Raw genomic sequence first — 16245 nt, 5'->3', positions numbered from 1 at the left:
CTGAACCCCTTCGCTTGTGTACCGGAAAAGATAGTTGTCAGTGGGAAGATGGTTACTGCGGATCAATCTATTCCGGTAAACAAGCGAGTCGTTTAAGGCATCGCGACCACTAAAGCCTTTCTAATTTTCAACCAGCTTCAGTAGATTTTCCGGCACGTCAACATCCATCCGAAGTACTTGGGAGGCATGTGTTTTTCCCTGGGCATCCAGCTTGAGGGAAACAGTTCCTCCACCGCCGAGACTTTCATTCAGAATAAAATTAAGTGCCCCAATGTTAGGCAACTCATACCGCTCAACCTCACCTTTACACACATTTTTCATGTGATCTTTCACACGATCTGCCGTTAGGGTTTCTTTCAGAAAAGGGTAAATATCCGGGTGGCGGGCAATAATTCCTACATTACTTCCATTTCCTTTATCGCCGCTGCGGCCATGAGCAATTTTCAACAATTTTACAGTAGGCATGATGAATTAAATTTATGGGCTGAATTTTTGCCAAAGATAACCTGATTTGCCTTTACATCACAATTGATGTAGCCTGCTAATGTAAAGACGCAGAATCTTTTGACTCTGTATTAATCAGACAGGTAATAAACAACCGTAGAAACTACCCGGATGTTCTTGATATGCGGATTGTTATTATCACGGGGTGAAATGCTAAACTGCCCCTGGTAAGCCGTCTTTATTTTACCAAGCTTGCTGTTCGAATCTTCAGCAAATTTCTGAGCCACCTTCCTGGCTTCTTTAGTCGACTCTTCAATCATTTTTGGCTTGATGTCATTCAGGCTGTTAAACAAATACTCGGTTCGCACCTGATACTCATTTCCGGTAAGTGCAACTCCCTGCTTCCCAAGCTCTGCCAGCTTACTCATGATTTCCCGAACCTGTATCACATCTTCAGAATATACCGTCACAGTTTGATTGGCTACATATCTGTACTCAGGGTTATCAGCACCGCCATATTGCTGGGCCGATTTATCCGTTACAAAAGGGGTGGAGATCGAAATCTCATCTTCACTCACACCGTTCTCAATGAGAAAGTCTTTAATCTTTTGCTCACTTTTTTCAAGGTCCAGATAAATATCTGCAAGTTGATTGTTGGCTTCGGTGAATTGTATAGGCCAGATTACAACATCGGCCAGGTGCTCCTGCTCAGCCAGTCCTTTTACAGTAACCGTCCGCTCGTATTCTTTATAGGTGATGGCGGCATTCCGTAGCAAAAAGCCCAGCGAAGCCAATCCAATGATGATTCCAATTCCAAGAATTACAAAGTTGCGATTATTCTGTGTGTCCATAAATGGCCAATTTTAAAGTGTAAAAAACTAACGATGCTGTTTACAGATTTAGTCCCTTCTGGAAAAGATGTTTCATGAACCCGCTGTAGGCTTAAATCTACGCCCTCTCTGCCAGCTCCAGCCAGTACAGTTCTTTCTCTTCCAATGATTCCTTCAGCTCTTCAAATTCCTTCGACAGCTCATTCAGCTCCTCATAACCCAAATCGCCGCCACTCATTTTTTCTTCAAGGCGGGATTTCTCTTTTTCCATTTTGGCGATTTCCTTCTCCAGCTTGTTGAATTCCCTTCGCTCGTTATAACTTAGTTTTTTGGGTTGATCCGATGAGCTCTTTTGCTTTTGCTCAGGTTTTGTTTCTGGAGCTGGTTTCTCTTTTTTCGGGGATGAAGCCGCAGCCATACGGTTCAGCATCTGCTCACGGTATTCCTCATAGGTTCCGTGGAAATCATCAATCACCCCTTGTCCTTCAAACACAAAATAGTGATCCACCAGCTTGTCCATAAAAAAGCGATCGTGAGAAACGATGATCAGGCAGCCGCCAAAGTTTTGAAGGAAATCTTCCAGTTTGTTTAAGGTGAGCAGATCCAGGTCGTTGGTAGGCTCATCAAGGATCAGAAAATTAGGGTTTTTGATAAGCACCATCATCAAGCCCAGCCGGCGCTTTTCACCGCCACTCAGCTTTTCAACAGGTGTGTACTGCATTTTGGAAGGAAACATAAAATGTTCCAGAAACTGCGACGCCGTTATTCTGTCTCCATTGGCGAGCTCGATCACCTCCGCTACTTCCTTAATGACTTCAATCACCCGCTTCGACTCATCAATTTTTATTCCCTTCTGCTGATAGTGACCAAATACAATGGTCTCGCCGGTTTCAATCTCGCCGGAATCAGCGGGTTCTTCTCCCAGCAGTATTTTCAGAAAGGTGCTTTTGCCGACCCCATTTTTCCCCAAAACACCTATGCGCTCGCCCTGCAAAAACTGGTAACTGAAATCGTCCAGGATAACGGTGTCATCATAGGCTTTGGATATGTTCTTGAGCTCGAGCACTTTTCCGCCCATCCGACTCATATTCACATCCAGCTGCAGTTCGGTTTCTTCCCGGCCTGATTGCGCCTTTTCTTGAGTCTTGTAAAAATCCTTGATCCGGGACTTGGATTTGGTGGTGCGGGCTTTGGGTCCGCGCCGCATCCACTCCAGCTCTTTCTTCATCAGCTTGCCGGCTTTGGCAATTTCGGTAGCCTCAATCTCTTCCCGCTCGGCTTTCTTCTCCAGGTAATATTCGTAATTTCCTTTATGGTGATAGAGTTTGCCATAATCCAGCTCCAGGATATGATTACAAACCCGGTCCAGGAAATAGCGATCATGCGTTACCATCAGCAAGGTCATGGTACTTTTGGCGAGATATGATTCCAGCCACTCTATCATTTCCACATCCAGGTGATTAGTCGGCTCATCCAGAATCAGCAGGTCCGGTTCATCCAGAAGCACAAAGGCGAGAGCCACCCGTTTTCGCTCCCCGCCTGAAAGTGAAGCAATGGACTGATCCAGGTCATAGATATTGAGCACGCCCAGTATCTGTTCCATCTGCTGCTCTACATCCCAGGCTTCGGCGGCATCCATGGCGGCAGAAGCCTTCTCAAAAGCCTGCTGGGTTTGAGGGTTGAAATCCTCAGCCTGCTCCCGAACGGCTTTCTCATAACGCTGTACCACCCGGATTTTCTCAGAATTTCCATGAGCGATGAACTCACTGATGGTCATGCTGTCGTCCATGTCCGGCTCCTGTGCAAGAAATCCAACCTGAATGCCTTTTTGTGTCATCACTTTTCCGGAATCAGGCTCCATTTCTCCTGCAAGAATTTTCAACAAAGTGGACTTCCCCGTACCATTGGGAGCAATGAGGGCTGTCTTATCTCCTTTGGACATGCCAAAGGTCAGATCCTCAAAAAGAGGCTTAATCCCAAAGTTTTTGGAAAGATTTTCGGTGGAAAGGTAGGTCATGTACGCTATAAAAAGTTAGAGCTCAATTGATGAAGCAATAAAATAAGGATTTTATAGCGGGAACCCATTTATGAGTTTGAGCCTGTGAACCTTGAGTCGTGCTCAAGATCTTGGAGCGTTCACTGTATAACAAAAAGGAGCATATTCCCGCAACGCTTCCAGGACCTGCGGACGCTGAAAGGTTGCTAATGATGAATGGAATAAGAAATCTAAAAGTGATTGCATGAGCCCAAACACTAAACCAACGTTTTGAGATTTAGTGTTTTTGTGGCTAAAAATTCAGGATTGAAACTGACCTGACATCTGTTTAAGCTAATTCACAAATCAAAAGAGGTAATAGTTGAAGTTTAAAACACCACCGGTCCCGAAAAACCAAAAAGGCGAGGAGCGCTCTGTCGGATTCGAATTTGAATTCACTGGCGTGGAAATGGCCGATGCAGCTAAGATGGTTGTGGATCTTTATGGCGGAGAAACAGAGCAGGTTAGCGGATACGAATTTAAAGTGAAGGACTCTGATTTCGGAACCTTCTCCCTGGAGCTGGATGCCAGCCTCTTTCTCAACAAAAAATATGAAGGGGTGTTGAAATCGGTTGGGCTGGATGTGGAAAAGCTTCAGAACAAGGACAAGCTGGAGGATACGCTGCGGGAGATGGCATCAACAGTTGTTCCCTTCGAAATCATCACTCCGCCTATTCCTTTTTCTCAACTGGATGCACTTAATAAATTGGTAGATAAACTCCGGGAGTGGAAAGCAAAGGGAACGGGGAGTTCATTTTTCTATGCCTTTGGCCTGCATCTAAACCCGGAGGTGCCTGAGTTGACGGCGGAAAGTTTGTTGCGTCACCTGAAAGCCTATGTGATGCTGGACGCCTGGATTCGTCAGGATGCGGATATTGATATCAGCCGGAAGCTGACGCCTTACATCAACGGGTACGAGATGAAGTATATCCGCCATATTTTGCAGGAGGGCTACCGGCCGGATTTGGAAACACTGATCCGGGATTACTTTGAGTTCGATAACTCACGAAACCGCCCGCTGGATATGCTCCCGGTGTTCCGGTTTTTGGAAGAAGAACTCACCGAAGAACTTTTGGATGAGAAACTGACTTCCGCCCGCCCCGCCTTTCATTATCGGCTTCCGAACTGCTCCATTCAGGATGAAAGCTGGTCGCTGGGGGAGGAATGGAACCGTTGGTGGCTGGTTGAACGTTTAGCAGATGATGAACAAACGCTAAATCAATACGCAAGAAGATTTCTGCAAATGGATGAGAAGACCTTATTTAGTGTAAAAAGGAAATGGATAAAGCTGATGGACCGCTGGGTGCAAAATGTACGATAGAGAACCGGTGATTGGTATTACAGGTCCAACCGAGGGTGGAACCGGTGCCTGGATATTCACGGCCTTATCAGTAATTTTGCAGGGTGGGAAACCGCTACGTATCAACCCGGATACCCCGAGAAGCATCGATCAGATAGACGGATTGATTCTGGGTGGAGGTGCGGATGTGGAACCCATGAAATATGGGCAGCAACGAATCGTAAAAGCAAAGCTGGCCCGTGATAAGCGCACGGTATTCGAATGGATCCTGTCGATTCTCTTTTTCCCGATATACTGGCTGGCCCGGTATTTTCAGCACACCAAACGATCACCGATCGATTTAGAACGGGATGCCCTTGAATTTAAGCTGCTGGAGCAGGCCATTGAGCGGGGACTTCCCGTGCTGGGCATCTGTCGGGGCATGCAGCTGATGAACGTACATTTTAAAGGCACGCTGCATCAGGACATCCGCGGGTTCTATGCGGAGAAAGCGCAGGTGTCGTCCATCTTCCCGAAAAAACGCATTACCATTAAAGATCATACCAAGCTGTGCGAACTGCTGCAGACCGATATCTGCAATGTAAACGCCCTGCATAATCAAGCCATTGATGAATCCGGAGAAGGAATTGAGATCGCCTGCGAAGAACTGAATACCGGAATCACTCAAGCCATAGAACACACCGAATATCCGTTTATGATTGGTGTGCAGTGGCACCCGGAATACCTGATCCAGATTGCCCGCCAGCGTAATATCTTTAAGCAGCTGGTGAGTGCTGCAAGAGAAGTTTAAATAGTGAAATAGTCGTCACCACTCTTACCCGTTTCCAACCACCCGGATGGAAACGCCATTTTGAAACACTGGTTCGTTTAGAGGTGGGATACAGATCGGGTGCGTTTTGATATTTTAATGGTATTACATATAATACCATTATATGTTGAGCGTAGTTATAGATACCAATGTGATTATTTCGGCTCTGAGATCTAATCAGGGAGCCTCATTCAGGCTGGTTAGTTTAATTGGAACAGGGAAGTTTAATATTAGTCTTTCTGTTCCACTTTTACTGGAATACGAGTCGGTCAGTAAAAGAAAAAGGTTCGGCCATTTAATTGATCAGGATATTGATGACTTTTTGAACTACCTGTGTAAGGTAGCCGATAAGCGGGATATCTTTTTTCTTTGGCGTCCTTTTTTGAAAGACCCTAAAGATGATATGATATTGGAATTGGCCGTTGAAGCTGACTGTGAATATATAATTACGTACAACCTTGGTGACTTCAGAGGAATTGACCACTTTGGGTTAAAGGCACTCACGCCAAAGGAATTTTTAATTAAAATTGGAGAACTATGAGCACTTTAAGCATTCGACTGCCTGACTCAATGCATGAGAAGATACGAGAGCTGGCTGAAAAAGAAGGCGTGTCTATGAATCAGCTCATAAATTCAGCCGTTTCCGAGAAACTATCGGCTTTAATGACGGTGGAATACCTGAAAGAAAAAGGCGAGTTAGGTTCCAGGAAGAAATTTAACCGGGTGCTTTCAAAAGTACCGGATAAGGAACCGGAAGAAAAAGATAGGCTTTGACTTCATAGCCAATCATTGGATCAGGCCGGGAGGTTTGGTTCGTAGAGGATTTCTGTAGGAGGTATTCCCGAATTAGGTTAGAACCGTTCATGCTATTCTTCCAACAAACTATGATACCAGCTACGAAGTAAAAGTGCTCGTTGCTTAACAATTGGTGAGATACTTTGTGAAGCCTCACTAGCTCTAATGGCAATGAACATAGTTCCTGGCTCATTATATTTTAAATTCAGGATATTGCTATTCATTCGAATCGTTTTGTCTTTGGTATCTATCCAGGAAAGCTGCGCATCTTTTAGAACAACTTTATTTTCTTCAGAAAGTTCACCACGAAGAAGCTGGTAATACTTATTTAGTTCTTTATCCCAAAGTTGACTACTAATGAAACATCTCACGCTATTTGATCCCCCCAAGCTATTATCCAGACATTCCTGTACATAATCCTCTATGTAATCTTCGAATGCTTTTACCGAATCAAACTCGTCAAGCATTCTAAAAGAATCGATGGGTTTTTCCTGAAAGTCCTGTGCAGATAAGTTTAAGCTTAAAAGAGTAAGGGTAAGAGTAATTGTGTGCTTAATTTTGAAAAAAGGATTCATTTAGATGATCCGAATTGAACAAAATGTATGATGCATTCGAAAAGTAAAATTTTTCAGAAAACGCTCTTGTAAAATAACACCCTCAATATTCAAATCAACAACATTATAGCTAACTTAATAATTAGTTCCAGATTCCTTCCCCGGTGTTCTTATGCTAATACAAAATCCGTGTTTTAATGGTGTGTTTCACATTGCGGATTTCTTCAATCACCTGCTCGTCATATTCCTTGTCCACATCCAGTACTACATAGCCAATGTGCTCGTTGGTTTTCAGGTACTGCCCCAGAATGTTAATATCGGAATCGGACAGGCATTTGTTGATTTCGGAAAGAACGCCCGGCTTGTTTTCGTGGATATGAAGTATACGATGCGCATTTTTTTGAACGGGCAGGTTCAGCGGTGGTACCGAATGAGAACCAACTGTAGTTCCGTTATCAATAAGGTTGATGAGCTTAGTAGATACATCCTCCCCGATATTATACTGCGCCTCTATGGTGGAGCCGCCAATATGCGGCGTTAAAATCACATTAGGTAAATTCTGCAGGTCGGTTGTAAAATTCTCTCCCGACGACTCCGGCTCCTCAGGATATACATCAATCCCGGCTCCGGAAATATGGCCGGATTCAATGGCCTCCTTCAGTGCCTGAATATCAACCACTGAACCCCGCGACAGGTTAAGCAACACGCTGCCTTTCTTCATTTGAGTAAATCGTTCGGCGTCCATCATCTTGTTGGTGCCCGGTGTGGCCGGCACGTGTAGCGTTACGATGTCCGATTTGTTAAGCAGTGCTTCCAGTGATTCCACCCGGGTGGCGTTACCCATGGGGAGCTTCGGCTCAACATCATAAAAGAGCACATTGAAGCCCATATTCTCGGCCAGAACCGAAACCTGCGACCCAATATGTCCATACCCGATAATGCCAATGTTTTTACCGCGGACCTCGTAACTGTCTTTCGCATCCTTCAGCCAGGTCCCTTCATGGGCTTTTTTGTCGCGAAGGGGAATCCGGCGTTTCAGCATAATGGATTCGGCAATAACCAACTCAGCTACCGAGCGGGTGTTAGAATACGGAGAATTGAAAACGGTAATCCCGGCCATCATCGCGGCTTGCAGATCTACCTGATTGGTGCCGATGCAAAAGCAGCCGATGCCTTTCAGCTTGTTTGCTTTACTGATGACTTTCTCCGTGATCTGGGTTTTGGAGCGAATCCCAATCAGGTGGACATCCTCAATTTTTTCTAACAGCTCCTCTTCACTTAAGGCTTCATCCTGCGTTTCAACATTCAGGAAATTATGCTTTCTGAAATTTTCCTCCGCAGTGGGGTGAATTCCTTCCAGTAGCAGGACTTTAATATTCTCTTTGGGATAAGAAAGATCGTCGTTGTCAGCAGGCATACATTTATTTTGAGTGTGAGTGAATGTCGGAAGGTAAAAAAGATTTGCAGTTTTTTTAGGGTTAGTCTTTCACACAAAGTGATAGTGGTGCATTAATAACCGGGAAAGGATACATGTCTGAATAAACTATGCAGGGAGAGCAGTTTATATGAGTATTATCGGGAAGTGAATACTTTCATTCACTGTAACAAAGGTCAGGATGTAGCGAATAAGCCCAGGCTTGGATTCGATTGCAGAAGGTTAACTTTCTGTTAACTTGAGCGAATAATTCGGAAATTTGTATCGGGAACGCTAATCAACTAAAAAAAATGAAAAAACTGACTACGCTACTATGTGCTTTTCTGTTAACGGCATCTTTAACGGTTGCTCAAAATTCAACCCCTCTAAAAATAGGTGAACAAATTGAAGGTGCGCTGAAAACTGGTGAAACAGATGTGTTTACCCTTACTGTTGACACTGATCAGTTTGTATATGGATTTGCCAATCAAAAAACGGTAGATGTGGTTATTACAGTGCATGGACCGGAAGGTGAGCAAATTGGAACCTATGATAATCCTGCAAGAGGGAAAGAAAATTTTCAGTTCAATACAAAAAAAGCCGGGGAATACCGTTTCGAAATCGCACCATTTGAAGACGAAGAAGGAGAATACTCCATTTTGGTATCAACTGTGGAGCCGATAGCCACAGAACCTGATGGCAAGGTAGATCAAATGATGAGGCCGTATACCGGGAATGATGTTCCGGGTGCAGCGGCTATGGTGATAATAGATGGGGAAGTCGTATTTCAAAAATCATATGGTATGGCAAACCTGACGCATGATATCCCGATGTCTGAAAACACCCGTCATAATATTGGTTCTACATCAAAACAGTTTTTGGCATTTGGATCCCTTTTGCTGGAACAGGAAGGCAAGCTTAATCTGGATGATGATGTACGTGATTACATCCCGGAGCTGCCGGAGTTTGAACACACCGTTACGCTCAGGCATCTGATCAATCACACCAACGGTTACCGCGAATTTTTGAATCTGGTTGCGATGACGGGAAGAAATCCAAGCACCAGTCTAAGTCAGGAGAAAATTATAGAAATCGTTCAGCGACAGCCGGAGCTCCAAAATGAGCCGGGGACGGAATGGAATTATAACAACACCGGCTATGCACTTATGACGGAAGTAATAGAGCGGGTAACAGATATGACCTTTCCGCAGTGGATGCTGCAAAATGTGTTTAAACCGATTGGGATGAATCATACCGTGGTACGAGCCAATCAAAATCAGGTAGTTCCAAATCGATCTCTTGGATATCAAAATTCGAAAGACGGAGGAGTGGAAGAAGTAACAGATTTAGGCGGAGCTATGGGGGCCGGAGGCATTCACACTACAATGGGCGACCTGGCCAAATGGATAGATCACCTTCTGGATCCAAAAGTGGGAACTAAGGCTATGATAAAAGAAATGTCCACGTCAGACACTTTAAAAAATGGAAACCCAACAAACTATGGATTGGGCTTGATGATCGGTAAACACAGGGGGCTGGATTTTATACAACACGGAGGAGCAGATATGGCCCACCGATCTATGTTGAGAGTTGTTCCGGCTATCAGGGCGGCAGTGGTAACCCAAAGTAATTTTGCCTCTTTTGACGGAAGTATTGCAAACCAAATCTCGGAAACCTTTTTTGAAGATTTTATGGAGCCGGTTTCTGACGAAGAAGGCAGCGAAGAAGAAATGCCAGCTGAAGAAACAGAAACCTTTGTGTACAACCCGGCCGATTTTGAGCCACTGACAGGACGTTACGAGCTGGAGGTGATGCCCGGCTTTATCCTCACATTCTCAAGAGACGAAGATCGTATTTACACGCAGGCGACCGGGCAGCCGGAAATAAATATTACAGCTACATCTGACTCTACCTTTAGCCTGGTAGGTGTGAACGCGTCGGTGACTTTTCACCATAATGAAGACGGTACGGTTGATTCACTCACGCTGCATCAAAATGGAAATCACATTGCGAAGAGAATCGAATTTGAGCTTTCACTGGAAGAAATGGAAGAATATACCGGCCGCTACTTCAGCGACGAAATAGAAACGGTATATGATATTGCCTTGGCCGACAGCTCCTTGTCGTTACAGAATTATCAGCTGGAAGATGATATCAAGCTTTTACCCGGAAGTGCCGATTCATTTAGCGGAGGGTTTCCGATTTCTGAGGTTAAATTTGTAAGAAACGATGCCGGTGAAATAATCGGATTCGATGCCGGAAATGGCCGGACAGTAGGTGTGTTCTTTAAAAAATGGAGTGATACAAAGTAATTCTAAACTCTAACGGTAGAGTAATCAACTTTTCAAATTGTCATCTTGAGTAGAAACAGGTTTTGTATAATTTCACTTGAGATAGCAGCGAGACTGGTGAAATGCTGAGTTCCTGCGTGCGCTGTAATTTTTTACCGACCCTGAACGCGTTTTCTCAGCTTCATGCTGGTTTTATACTGCTTGTTATCGCGGATTAGGTGGAGCGTCATTTCTTCGCCCTCTTCGTATTCCCGCATTAGGGCCCAGGCATGCATGTCGCTGGTTACGCGCTCTTCCCCAATTTGGACAATTACATCACCGGGCATAATGCCACATTCATAGGCAGGTCCGCTTTTGTTCACTTCAGTCACAAATAAGCCGAGAACCCGCGGGATGCTTGGATACTGCATGATCAGCTGTCGGGTAACGGGCACGAATTTCATTCCCGGATCATATTCCAAAGAAACAGAGCCGGATTCCTGAAGTTGAGATATAATTTTTTGAACACGGTTGCTGGGGATGGCAAAGCCTAATCCCACAAAACCGGAACTGGTTCCTCCTGTAAAAATAAAGGTATTGACGCCCATCACCTCGCCGTTGCTGTTCACCAGAGGTCCGCCGGAATTACCGCGATTAATAGCGGCATCGGTTTGAATCATTTCAACATAAACGCGAGGGTCCTGGGGGTCGGGGCGGAAGTCACGTTCTTTGGCACTTACCACTCCTACAGTAACGGAGGGCTGACCGTCTGCAAAAAGCCCGAATGGGTTGCCCATAGCTATGGACCATTCACCCACCATGATATCATCGGAATCTGCAAATTCTACATGAGGAAAAGACGTTCGGTCGCCTTTGATTTGCAGCAGGGACAAATCAGCGAGTTCATCAGAGCCCAGCAATTCAGCTTCATGTTTGCTGCCATCCGAAAGAGCCACCATAATGGTTTTGGAGTTTTTACTGGCTACATGTTCGTTGGTAACAACCAGTCCGTCTTCACTGATAATGAAACCGGAGCCGGAGCTTTTAACTTCACGCTGAACAGGCACATCAAAGTATCGGAAAAAGAAAGAGTCAAATTCACGGGTATATCCCCGCTGAAGTTCGGTAACTGTGATGCTTACAACCGCCGGGCCTGCCTTTTCCACAGCATTGGTGATGGCATTTTTGCGGGAGTCATCGACGGTTGGCTGGGTTTGATTTTGAGCCGGGTCTGATTGCTTCTGAGCTTTTGCCGGAGCAATAGTGCTTAAAGAAGCTAATGGAGCTTTATCCGGAATCGTTGCCTTTTGGTCGGGATTACACCCTGTAAACAATAAGATCAGCAGAGAAAGAATAGTAGCGTGTCTAACCATAGACTGAGTTTTCGATTAGAATAAATAAGTAGGTTCAAATGGACTAAGCTAACGAAGCGACCGTCGCTTCCATTGCCCGTATATCCGGTTTAAAAATTCGGTTACATATTTCTGAACAAGCGAAATAAAATGGTGCCAAGATGCATCATAAGTACAGAAGTCATTTTATACTCTTTGGATGTAAAAACCCTTTTTCGCTTCAGCACCACATAGCCAAATAACGGAACAGTAGGCGGAATTTTCATTTTATTCTTTATAAGCTGCTTTTCTGTGATGGCAAACAAGGGAATACCAATTTCAGCAGGAAGCCCTTCATCCTGAGAAGTTTCAATTAAGATTCCTCTCCCCGTGGTGTACACATTGTTAACCATATATGGCCTTTTCTTCTTAAGCAGTCGTTGAAAGGTCTCCTCTCGTTTAAGTTCACGAGGGCCATATCTTGGTGGGGGCTGAACACCGTTAGCAAGCAGCATTTGAACCTTATCATCCTTAATCATCCAGAAGGAGAGATGATCGGTTTGTAGTTTCTGTCCCAGAATTTTGCACAGCTTTTGGGTGGTATGAACAAAATCACCCGATGATACTTCGAATAGAATACTTTTGGTGATGGCCTTCCGGTCAAGATCTAATTCAGGGGGTAAGTCCGGAATATCAACATTGGACACCATCTTGGCCCTGATCCGATTCTTCAGTTCTTCCGGCTTCTCATTAAAAAGGGATTTGTCAATAAAATCAGCGGCTCCCAGCCCAAGTGCCATCTGCTCTTTTTCTACAGTAGGCAGGCTGGTCATGATCAGAACCGGGATGTTCCTCCGGTCTGCATCTTCCATCAGTGCCTGCAGGAAATCGAGGCCCGACATACCCGGCATATGGATATCAGTCAGGATGAAATGCACTTTCTTTTCGGCAAGCATATCGATTCCTTCCTGGGCTGTACCTGCCATCAGGATGTTATACTCATCACCCAGCATCTTATTAAGCATAAGATGAATGGGGGTGTCGTCATCGATGATTAATAGGGTATAATCCTTATCCATGTTACTCTCTATTACTAACCGTTTAGGTCGCCATATAATAGCAAAAACTTAGAACTGGAACTATAATTGTTCTTTGCCGGCGTTTATGACTTCATCAACCGCCGTCTGTAACGGGCCGGAGTGCCACGCACCCGCTGCTTTTTTATGTCCGCCACCATTAAATTTACGGGCCCATTTGTTCACATCAATATCGCTTTGAGAACGCAGGCTCAGTTTTATACGGTCTCCGTCTTCCCGGAATAATACACACGCTTTCACGCCTTCCACGCTCAGTGGATATTGCACAAAGCCCTCGGTGTCTTCATTCGAAGTGCCGGTTTGCTCGAACATATCGCGGGTAATGGTGATGGTTGAAATTTTACCACCGGCATGAAGCTCAATAGTATCCAGGGCAAGGCTTAGCAGTTTCAGCTGTCGCAATGGACGTGAACTGTAAATCTTTTCTGTGATCTGATTTGGGGTGAAGCCGCCACGATCCAGCAAGTCGGCCGCAGCATGTAGGGTTCCGGGTTTAACGCTGTCAAACTGGAACGAGCCGGTATCGGTTACGAGACCAAGGTACATCGCCTTTGCTGCATGTTCATCAATTTGCTTAGGATCGTGCTCGGCATACAGCCTGTACACCAGTTCACAGGTTGAAGAAGCTTCCACTTCAGAAACAAACTCCTCGAATATATCATCCGGGTCCGGGTGATGATCGATCATGTAAACCGGCTTACCCAGTTCGGAAATCTTCTCAGCGGTTTCACCAAAACGATGAAGGGCATTTCCGTCAACCACTACAAAGGCATCAAAGTTGGAAAGCTCAGCCTCCATTGGTTTTGAAATGGGGAAAAAGTCGAGCAGCCAGCCCATATTTTCCGGTATCGAATCTTCATTGAAGGCCGATGTTTCGACCCCGTTCTTTTGCAGCCATAAGCATAGTGCCACCTGTGATCCGAGGCAGTCACCATCGGGGCGGACATGAGAAAAAACAGCTACTTTTTGATGTTGTAATATTTTTGAAATAAAGTTTTTAAACATAAAATCTCCTTGGCGTCAAAAATAGGCGAACATTGCCACAAATCCATTTATTTTAGGGGGAATTTCTGCCATTAAAGAAAACAGGTATGCATGCAGTTATAGTCAGTAACGGTTTCCCCCCTTCCAAACAATTACTTGAGGAAGAATTGAAATCTGCAGATTTGATCATCGGTGCGGATGGCGGGGGAAATACGCTGCTTTTCCATGGACTAACGCCCCATGTGGTTATCGGAGATATGGATAGTTTTGAAAAGCCCGGTTCGGTTGAGTTTGAAATTATTCATGATGCTGATCAGGAAACCAATGACCTGGAAAAGGCATTGTCTCTCGCACTTTATCGGGGCGTGGAAACCTGCACAGTGCTGGGAGCCTTCGGGAGAAGAATGGATCATTCCCTGAAAAACCTGTCTGTTCTAAAACGGTTTGACCCTGCGTTTGGCCGGCTGATTTTTAAGGATGAACGATTAATTGCTCAAATGGTCAATTCAAGCTTTTCGGCAGAACTGCCTGTTGGAAGTATTATCTCTTTATTTCCTCTTTCCGGGAAAGTAACCGGCATCACCACAAAAGGACTGAAGTACCCGTTGAATGATGAGATTCTGGAAAACGGAGAGCAGGACGGAACCTCTAATGAGAATGTGGAACCGGAATTCTCCATCGAGATTGAAAGCGGAGACCTGGTGGTTTTTATTGAAAATTAAAAATTCAGAATTAAAAATTTAAAATTGGCCAAGCCAACTCAATTTTAAATTTTGAATTTTTAATTCAGTCGGAACCTAAACTTTGGATAGGCTATTCTCTTTCTGCTCTTCCAGAGATTTCTTCCAGGCCAAGTATCCGGCAATGGCGAGTCCGGTGAAAACAAGGAACTGAAAGCTGGTTAATACCAACTCCTTGTAAAAATAGAGGGGGATGGAAATCAGGTCCGTTATAATCCAGGCGATCCAGCTTTCAAGCTTTTTGCGTGCCATCAACCACATGCCGGCAATAGCAAAACAGGTGGTGGTTGAATCCCAAAAGGCTACGTCGCTGTCGGTAAAATTTGAGAGCACGAAATACAGTATTCCAAAAGAGGTCAATAGAATGCCAATAGTAATCAGGTTTTCTTTAGAGCTGTTGATCGTGACCCGCACCTGATCCCGGCTGTTGTCTTTGGGGTGAATCCAATAGTACCAGCCGTACACACTCATCACAAAATAATAGAAGTTCACCCCCATGTCGGCATACAGCTTGTACTGAAAGGCGAGGTACACATAAATCAACACGCTGATGATACCAGTGGGATACACCCAGATATTTTCTTTCATAGAAAACCAGACGCTCATAAGTCCGGTAGTTACGGCGATCCACTCAAGTGCGGTGGTTTGAATGATCCCGTTTATAATGCCGTCGATGATGTATTCCATAGGGTGCTTTTCTGATGAGCGGCAAAAATAGAAAAATTCTGTAAGGAATATGGGTTTCAGTGCTCTTACTTAAAAACTGAATGATTGAAGTCATCTTGAGGGTACTTCCGAAAGATCTTCACAAGCCAGAAGAAGCATTTACTTTGGATTTTAGCTGTGAGGATTCTTCCTGCCTTTACCGGTCGGCGTTTTCACTCAGAATGAGGAGTTAACCCTTCAGTGTTCCTTGTTGGGTGTTCTTTACCTTCCTTTCAAAACCCCGGAGAGGTTCAGCTTGTGGATGGGGATAAGATAAGTGGAGAGCATTTCATCTTTATGGATGCCCAGTTCACCGGTTCCGCGGAAGTCAACCATACACACTTTTTCTGCAGTTTGTACCACTTCACCAATACCGTAATATTCCGGGCTGGGGCCGTAGTACACCAAATCTCCCGTGCGGAGCGTGTTCTTTGCCCGGCGGTGATAGGGAAGGATCACAGGGAGTAGATCAAGTCGGTAAGAAAGTCTTCGTTTTTTTGAACTTCCCATCAGTTTACTGCTTCTGATGAATAATGATTTTGCGTTTATTTTCAGGTAGATGTGACATCTCGACCCAAATGGCGTCTTCAGGAATCAGTCCGTCTATTTTTTCAGGCCATTCAACCAGGCAAACGCCATCGCCATAAAAGTATTCTTCGGCTCCAATTTCCAGAGCTTCCTGTTCGTGCTTCAACCGGTAACAGTCGAAATGATAAACGGGAGTATCACCGGAATATTCATGAATTAAAGTATAGGTAGGAGAGCTGACTTTTTCAGGTTCAATTCCAAAAAAAGAAGCTACTCCTTTTACAAAATGGGTTTTCCCGGCGCCTAAGTCTCCGGCCAGGCAAACTACATCTCCGGGTGTTAATTGCTTACCAAACTCGAAACCAATTTGAATGGTTTCATCAACGGATGAACTTTGGAACTGCTGCACG

The 16245-nt window shown here is 44.8% G+C and carries 17 protein-coding genes; 6 read left to right on the top strand and 11 right to left on the bottom strand.

Annotated features, from left to right (window positions below):
* Nucleotides 1-120: 120 nt before the first annotated feature.
* The 3 genes from NM125_RS06080 to NM125_RS06070 form a co-directional block, all read right to left on the bottom strand.
* On the bottom strand, nucleotides 121-465 hold the full coding sequence (locus tag NM125_RS06080) for an AtuA-related protein (protein WP_255133819.1): 345 nt from the start codon (nucleotides 463-465) through the stop codon (nucleotides 121-123).
* 110 nt (nucleotides 466-575) lie between these two features.
* Nucleotides 576-1295 (bottom strand): SIMPL domain-containing protein, encoded by a 720-nt coding sequence (locus NM125_RS06075; protein WP_255133817.1) that lies wholly within the window; start codon nucleotides 1293-1295, stop codon nucleotides 576-578.
* 97 nt (nucleotides 1296-1392) lie between these two features.
* On the bottom strand, nucleotides 1393-3291 hold the full coding sequence (locus NM125_RS06070) for an ABC-F family ATP-binding cassette domain-containing protein (protein WP_255133815.1): 1899 nt from the start codon (nucleotides 3289-3291) through the stop codon (nucleotides 1393-1395).
* Between the two features lie 340 nt (nucleotides 3292-3631).
* Between NM125_RS06070 and NM125_RS06065 the strand changes: the two genes are divergently transcribed.
* The 4 genes from NM125_RS06065 to NM125_RS06050 all read left to right on the top strand — a co-directional run bounded on the left by NM125_RS06065 (nucleotide 3632) and on the right by NM125_RS06050 (nucleotide 6191).
* A complete protein-coding gene (locus NM125_RS06065; protein ID WP_255133814.1) occupies nucleotides 3632-4630 on the top strand; it encodes an amidoligase family protein in 999 nt (332 codons plus the stop codon).
* A complete protein-coding gene (locus NM125_RS06060; protein ID WP_255133812.1) occupies nucleotides 4620-5399 on the top strand; it encodes a gamma-glutamyl-gamma-aminobutyrate hydrolase family protein in 780 nt (259 codons plus the stop codon). The genes NM125_RS06065 and NM125_RS06060 overlap by 11 nt, the downstream gene beginning before the upstream one ends.
* Before the next feature lie 142 nt (nucleotides 5400-5541).
* On the top strand, nucleotides 5542-5958 hold the full coding sequence (locus NM125_RS06055; RefSeq protein WP_255133810.1) for a putative toxin-antitoxin system toxin component, PIN family: 417 nt from the start codon (nucleotides 5542-5544) through the stop codon (nucleotides 5956-5958).
* Nucleotides 5955-6191 carry a YlcI/YnfO family protein gene (locus NM125_RS06050; RefSeq protein ID WP_255133808.1) on the top strand — a complete coding sequence of 79 codons (237 nt, stop codon included), beginning with the start codon at nucleotides 5955-5957 and terminating at the stop codon, nucleotides 6189-6191. The genes NM125_RS06055 and NM125_RS06050 overlap by 4 nt, the downstream gene beginning before the upstream one ends.
* 92 nt (nucleotides 6192-6283) lie before the next feature.
* Here NM125_RS06050 and NM125_RS06045 read toward each other — a convergent pair whose 3' ends face one another.
* Both NM125_RS06045 and serA read right to left on the bottom strand, forming a co-directional pair.
* Nucleotides 6284-6787 carry a lysozyme inhibitor LprI family protein gene (locus NM125_RS06045; RefSeq protein WP_255133806.1) on the bottom strand — a complete coding sequence of 168 codons (504 nt, stop codon included), beginning with the start codon at nucleotides 6785-6787 and terminating at the stop codon, nucleotides 6284-6286.
* Nucleotides 6788-6941: 154 nt separating this feature from the next.
* Nucleotides 6942-8183 carry a phosphoglycerate dehydrogenase gene (serA, locus tag NM125_RS06040; protein WP_255133804.1) on the bottom strand — a complete coding sequence of 414 codons (1242 nt, stop codon included), beginning with the start codon at nucleotides 8181-8183 and terminating at the stop codon, nucleotides 6942-6944.
* Nucleotides 8184-8491: 308 nt separating this feature from the next.
* Here serA and NM125_RS06035 point away from each other — a divergent pair, with 308 nt between their 5' ends.
* Nucleotides 8492-10492, top strand: coding sequence for a serine hydrolase (locus tag NM125_RS06035; RefSeq protein ID WP_255133801.1), 2001 nt, complete (start codon nucleotides 8492-8494; stop codon nucleotides 10490-10492).
* A gap of 131 nt (nucleotides 10493-10623) precedes the next feature.
* Here the strand turns inward: NM125_RS06035 and NM125_RS06030 are convergent, their stop codons facing one another.
* From NM125_RS06030 to NM125_RS06020, 3 genes are all read right to left on the bottom strand, one after another.
* Nucleotides 10624-11823: a S1C family serine protease gene (locus tag NM125_RS06030; protein WP_255133799.1), complete on the bottom strand. Its 1200-nt coding sequence runs from the start codon at nucleotides 11821-11823 to the stop codon at nucleotides 10624-10626.
* A gap of 101 nt (nucleotides 11824-11924) precedes the next feature.
* Complete coding sequence (locus NM125_RS06025; protein WP_255133796.1) at nucleotides 11925-12860, bottom strand: response regulator; 936 nt, start codon at nucleotides 12858-12860, stop codon at nucleotides 11925-11927.
* 60 nt (nucleotides 12861-12920) lie between these two features.
* On the bottom strand, nucleotides 12921-13883 hold the full coding sequence (locus tag NM125_RS06020; RefSeq protein WP_255133794.1) for a DHH family phosphoesterase: 963 nt from the start codon (nucleotides 13881-13883) through the stop codon (nucleotides 12921-12923).
* Nucleotides 13884-13969: 86 nt separating this feature from the next.
* Between NM125_RS06020 and NM125_RS06015 the strand changes: the two genes are divergently transcribed.
* Nucleotides 13970-14584 carry a thiamine diphosphokinase gene (locus NM125_RS06015; protein ID WP_255133791.1) on the top strand — a complete coding sequence of 205 codons (615 nt, stop codon included), beginning with the start codon at nucleotides 13970-13972 and terminating at the stop codon, nucleotides 14582-14584.
* Nucleotides 14585-14659: 75 nt separating this feature from the next.
* Here the strand turns inward: NM125_RS06015 and pnuC are convergent, their stop codons facing one another.
* From pnuC to tsaE, 3 genes are all read right to left on the bottom strand, one after another.
* Complete coding sequence (pnuC, locus tag NM125_RS06010) at nucleotides 14660-15289, bottom strand: nicotinamide riboside transporter PnuC (RefSeq protein WP_255133789.1); 630 nt, start codon at nucleotides 15287-15289, stop codon at nucleotides 14660-14662.
* A 240-nt stretch (nucleotides 15290-15529) separates the two neighbouring features.
* On the bottom strand, nucleotides 15530-15817 hold the full coding sequence (locus tag NM125_RS06005) for a hypothetical protein (RefSeq protein WP_255133787.1): 288 nt from the start codon (nucleotides 15815-15817) through the stop codon (nucleotides 15530-15532).
* A 4-nt stretch (nucleotides 15818-15821) separates the two neighbouring features.
* Nucleotides 15822-16244, bottom strand: coding sequence for a tRNA (adenosine(37)-N6)-threonylcarbamoyltransferase complex ATPase subunit type 1 TsaE (gene tsaE, locus NM125_RS06000; RefSeq protein ID WP_255133785.1), 423 nt, complete (start codon nucleotides 16242-16244; stop codon nucleotides 15822-15824).
* Between the last annotated feature and the right edge of the window lies 1 nt (nucleotide 16245).

Source organism: Gracilimonas sediminicola (genome assembly GCF_024320785.1).
Classification (GTDB): Bacteria; Bacteroidota; Rhodothermia; order Balneolales; family Balneolaceae; genus Gracilimonas; species Gracilimonas sediminicola.
The sequence above is the reverse complement of the archived record's forward strand: the minus strand, read 5'-3'. Positions and strand labels throughout refer to the sequence as shown.

Excerpts from the sequence above, each read along its gene's own strand:
- NM125_RS06080 (WP_255133819.1), bottom strand. The coding sequence starts at position 465 with ATGCCTACTGTAAAATTGTTGAAAATTGCTCATGGCCGCAGCGGCGAT.
- NM125_RS06075 (WP_255133817.1), bottom strand. The coding sequence starts at position 1,295 with ATGGACACACAGAATAATCGCAACTTTGTAATTCTTGGAATTGGAATC.
- NM125_RS06070 (WP_255133815.1), bottom strand. The coding sequence starts at position 3,291 with ATGACCTACCTTTCCACCGAAAATCTTTCCAAAAACTTTGGGATTAAG.
- NM125_RS06060 (WP_255133812.1), top strand. The coding sequence starts at position 4,620 with ATGTACGATAGAGAACCGGTGATTGGTATTACAGGTCCAACCGAGGGT.
- NM125_RS06055 (WP_255133810.1), top strand. The coding sequence starts at position 5,542 with ATGTTGAGCGTAGTTATAGATACCAATGTGATTATTTCGGCTCTGAGA.
- NM125_RS06050 (WP_255133808.1), top strand. The coding sequence starts at position 5,955 with ATGAGCACTTTAAGCATTCGACTGCCTGACTCAATGCATGAGAAGATA.
- NM125_RS06045 (WP_255133806.1), bottom strand. The coding sequence starts at position 6,787 with ATGAATCCTTTTTTCAAAATTAAGCACACAATTACTCTTACCCTTACT.
- serA (WP_255133804.1), bottom strand. The coding sequence starts at position 8,183 with ATGCCTGCTGACAACGACGATCTTTCTTATCCCAAAGAGAATATTAAA.
- NM125_RS06035 (WP_255133801.1), top strand. The coding sequence starts at position 8,492 with ATGAAAAAACTGACTACGCTACTATGTGCTTTTCTGTTAACGGCATCT.
- NM125_RS06030 (WP_255133799.1), bottom strand. The coding sequence starts at position 11,823 with ATGGTTAGACACGCTACTATTCTTTCTCTGCTGATCTTATTGTTTACA.
- NM125_RS06025 (WP_255133796.1), bottom strand. The coding sequence starts at position 12,860 with ATGGATAAGGATTATACCCTATTAATCATCGATGACGACACCCCCATT.
- NM125_RS06020 (WP_255133794.1), bottom strand. The coding sequence starts at position 13,883 with ATGTTTAAAAACTTTATTTCAAAAATATTACAACATCAAAAAGTAGCT.
- NM125_RS06015 (WP_255133791.1), top strand. The coding sequence starts at position 13,970 with ATGCATGCAGTTATAGTCAGTAACGGTTTCCCCCCTTCCAAACAATTA.
- pnuC (WP_255133789.1), bottom strand. The coding sequence starts at position 15,289 with ATGGAATACATCATCGACGGCATTATAAACGGGATCATTCAAACCACC.
- NM125_RS06005 (WP_255133787.1), bottom strand. The coding sequence starts at position 15,817 with ATGGGAAGTTCAAAAAAACGAAGACTTTCTTACCGACTTGATCTACTC.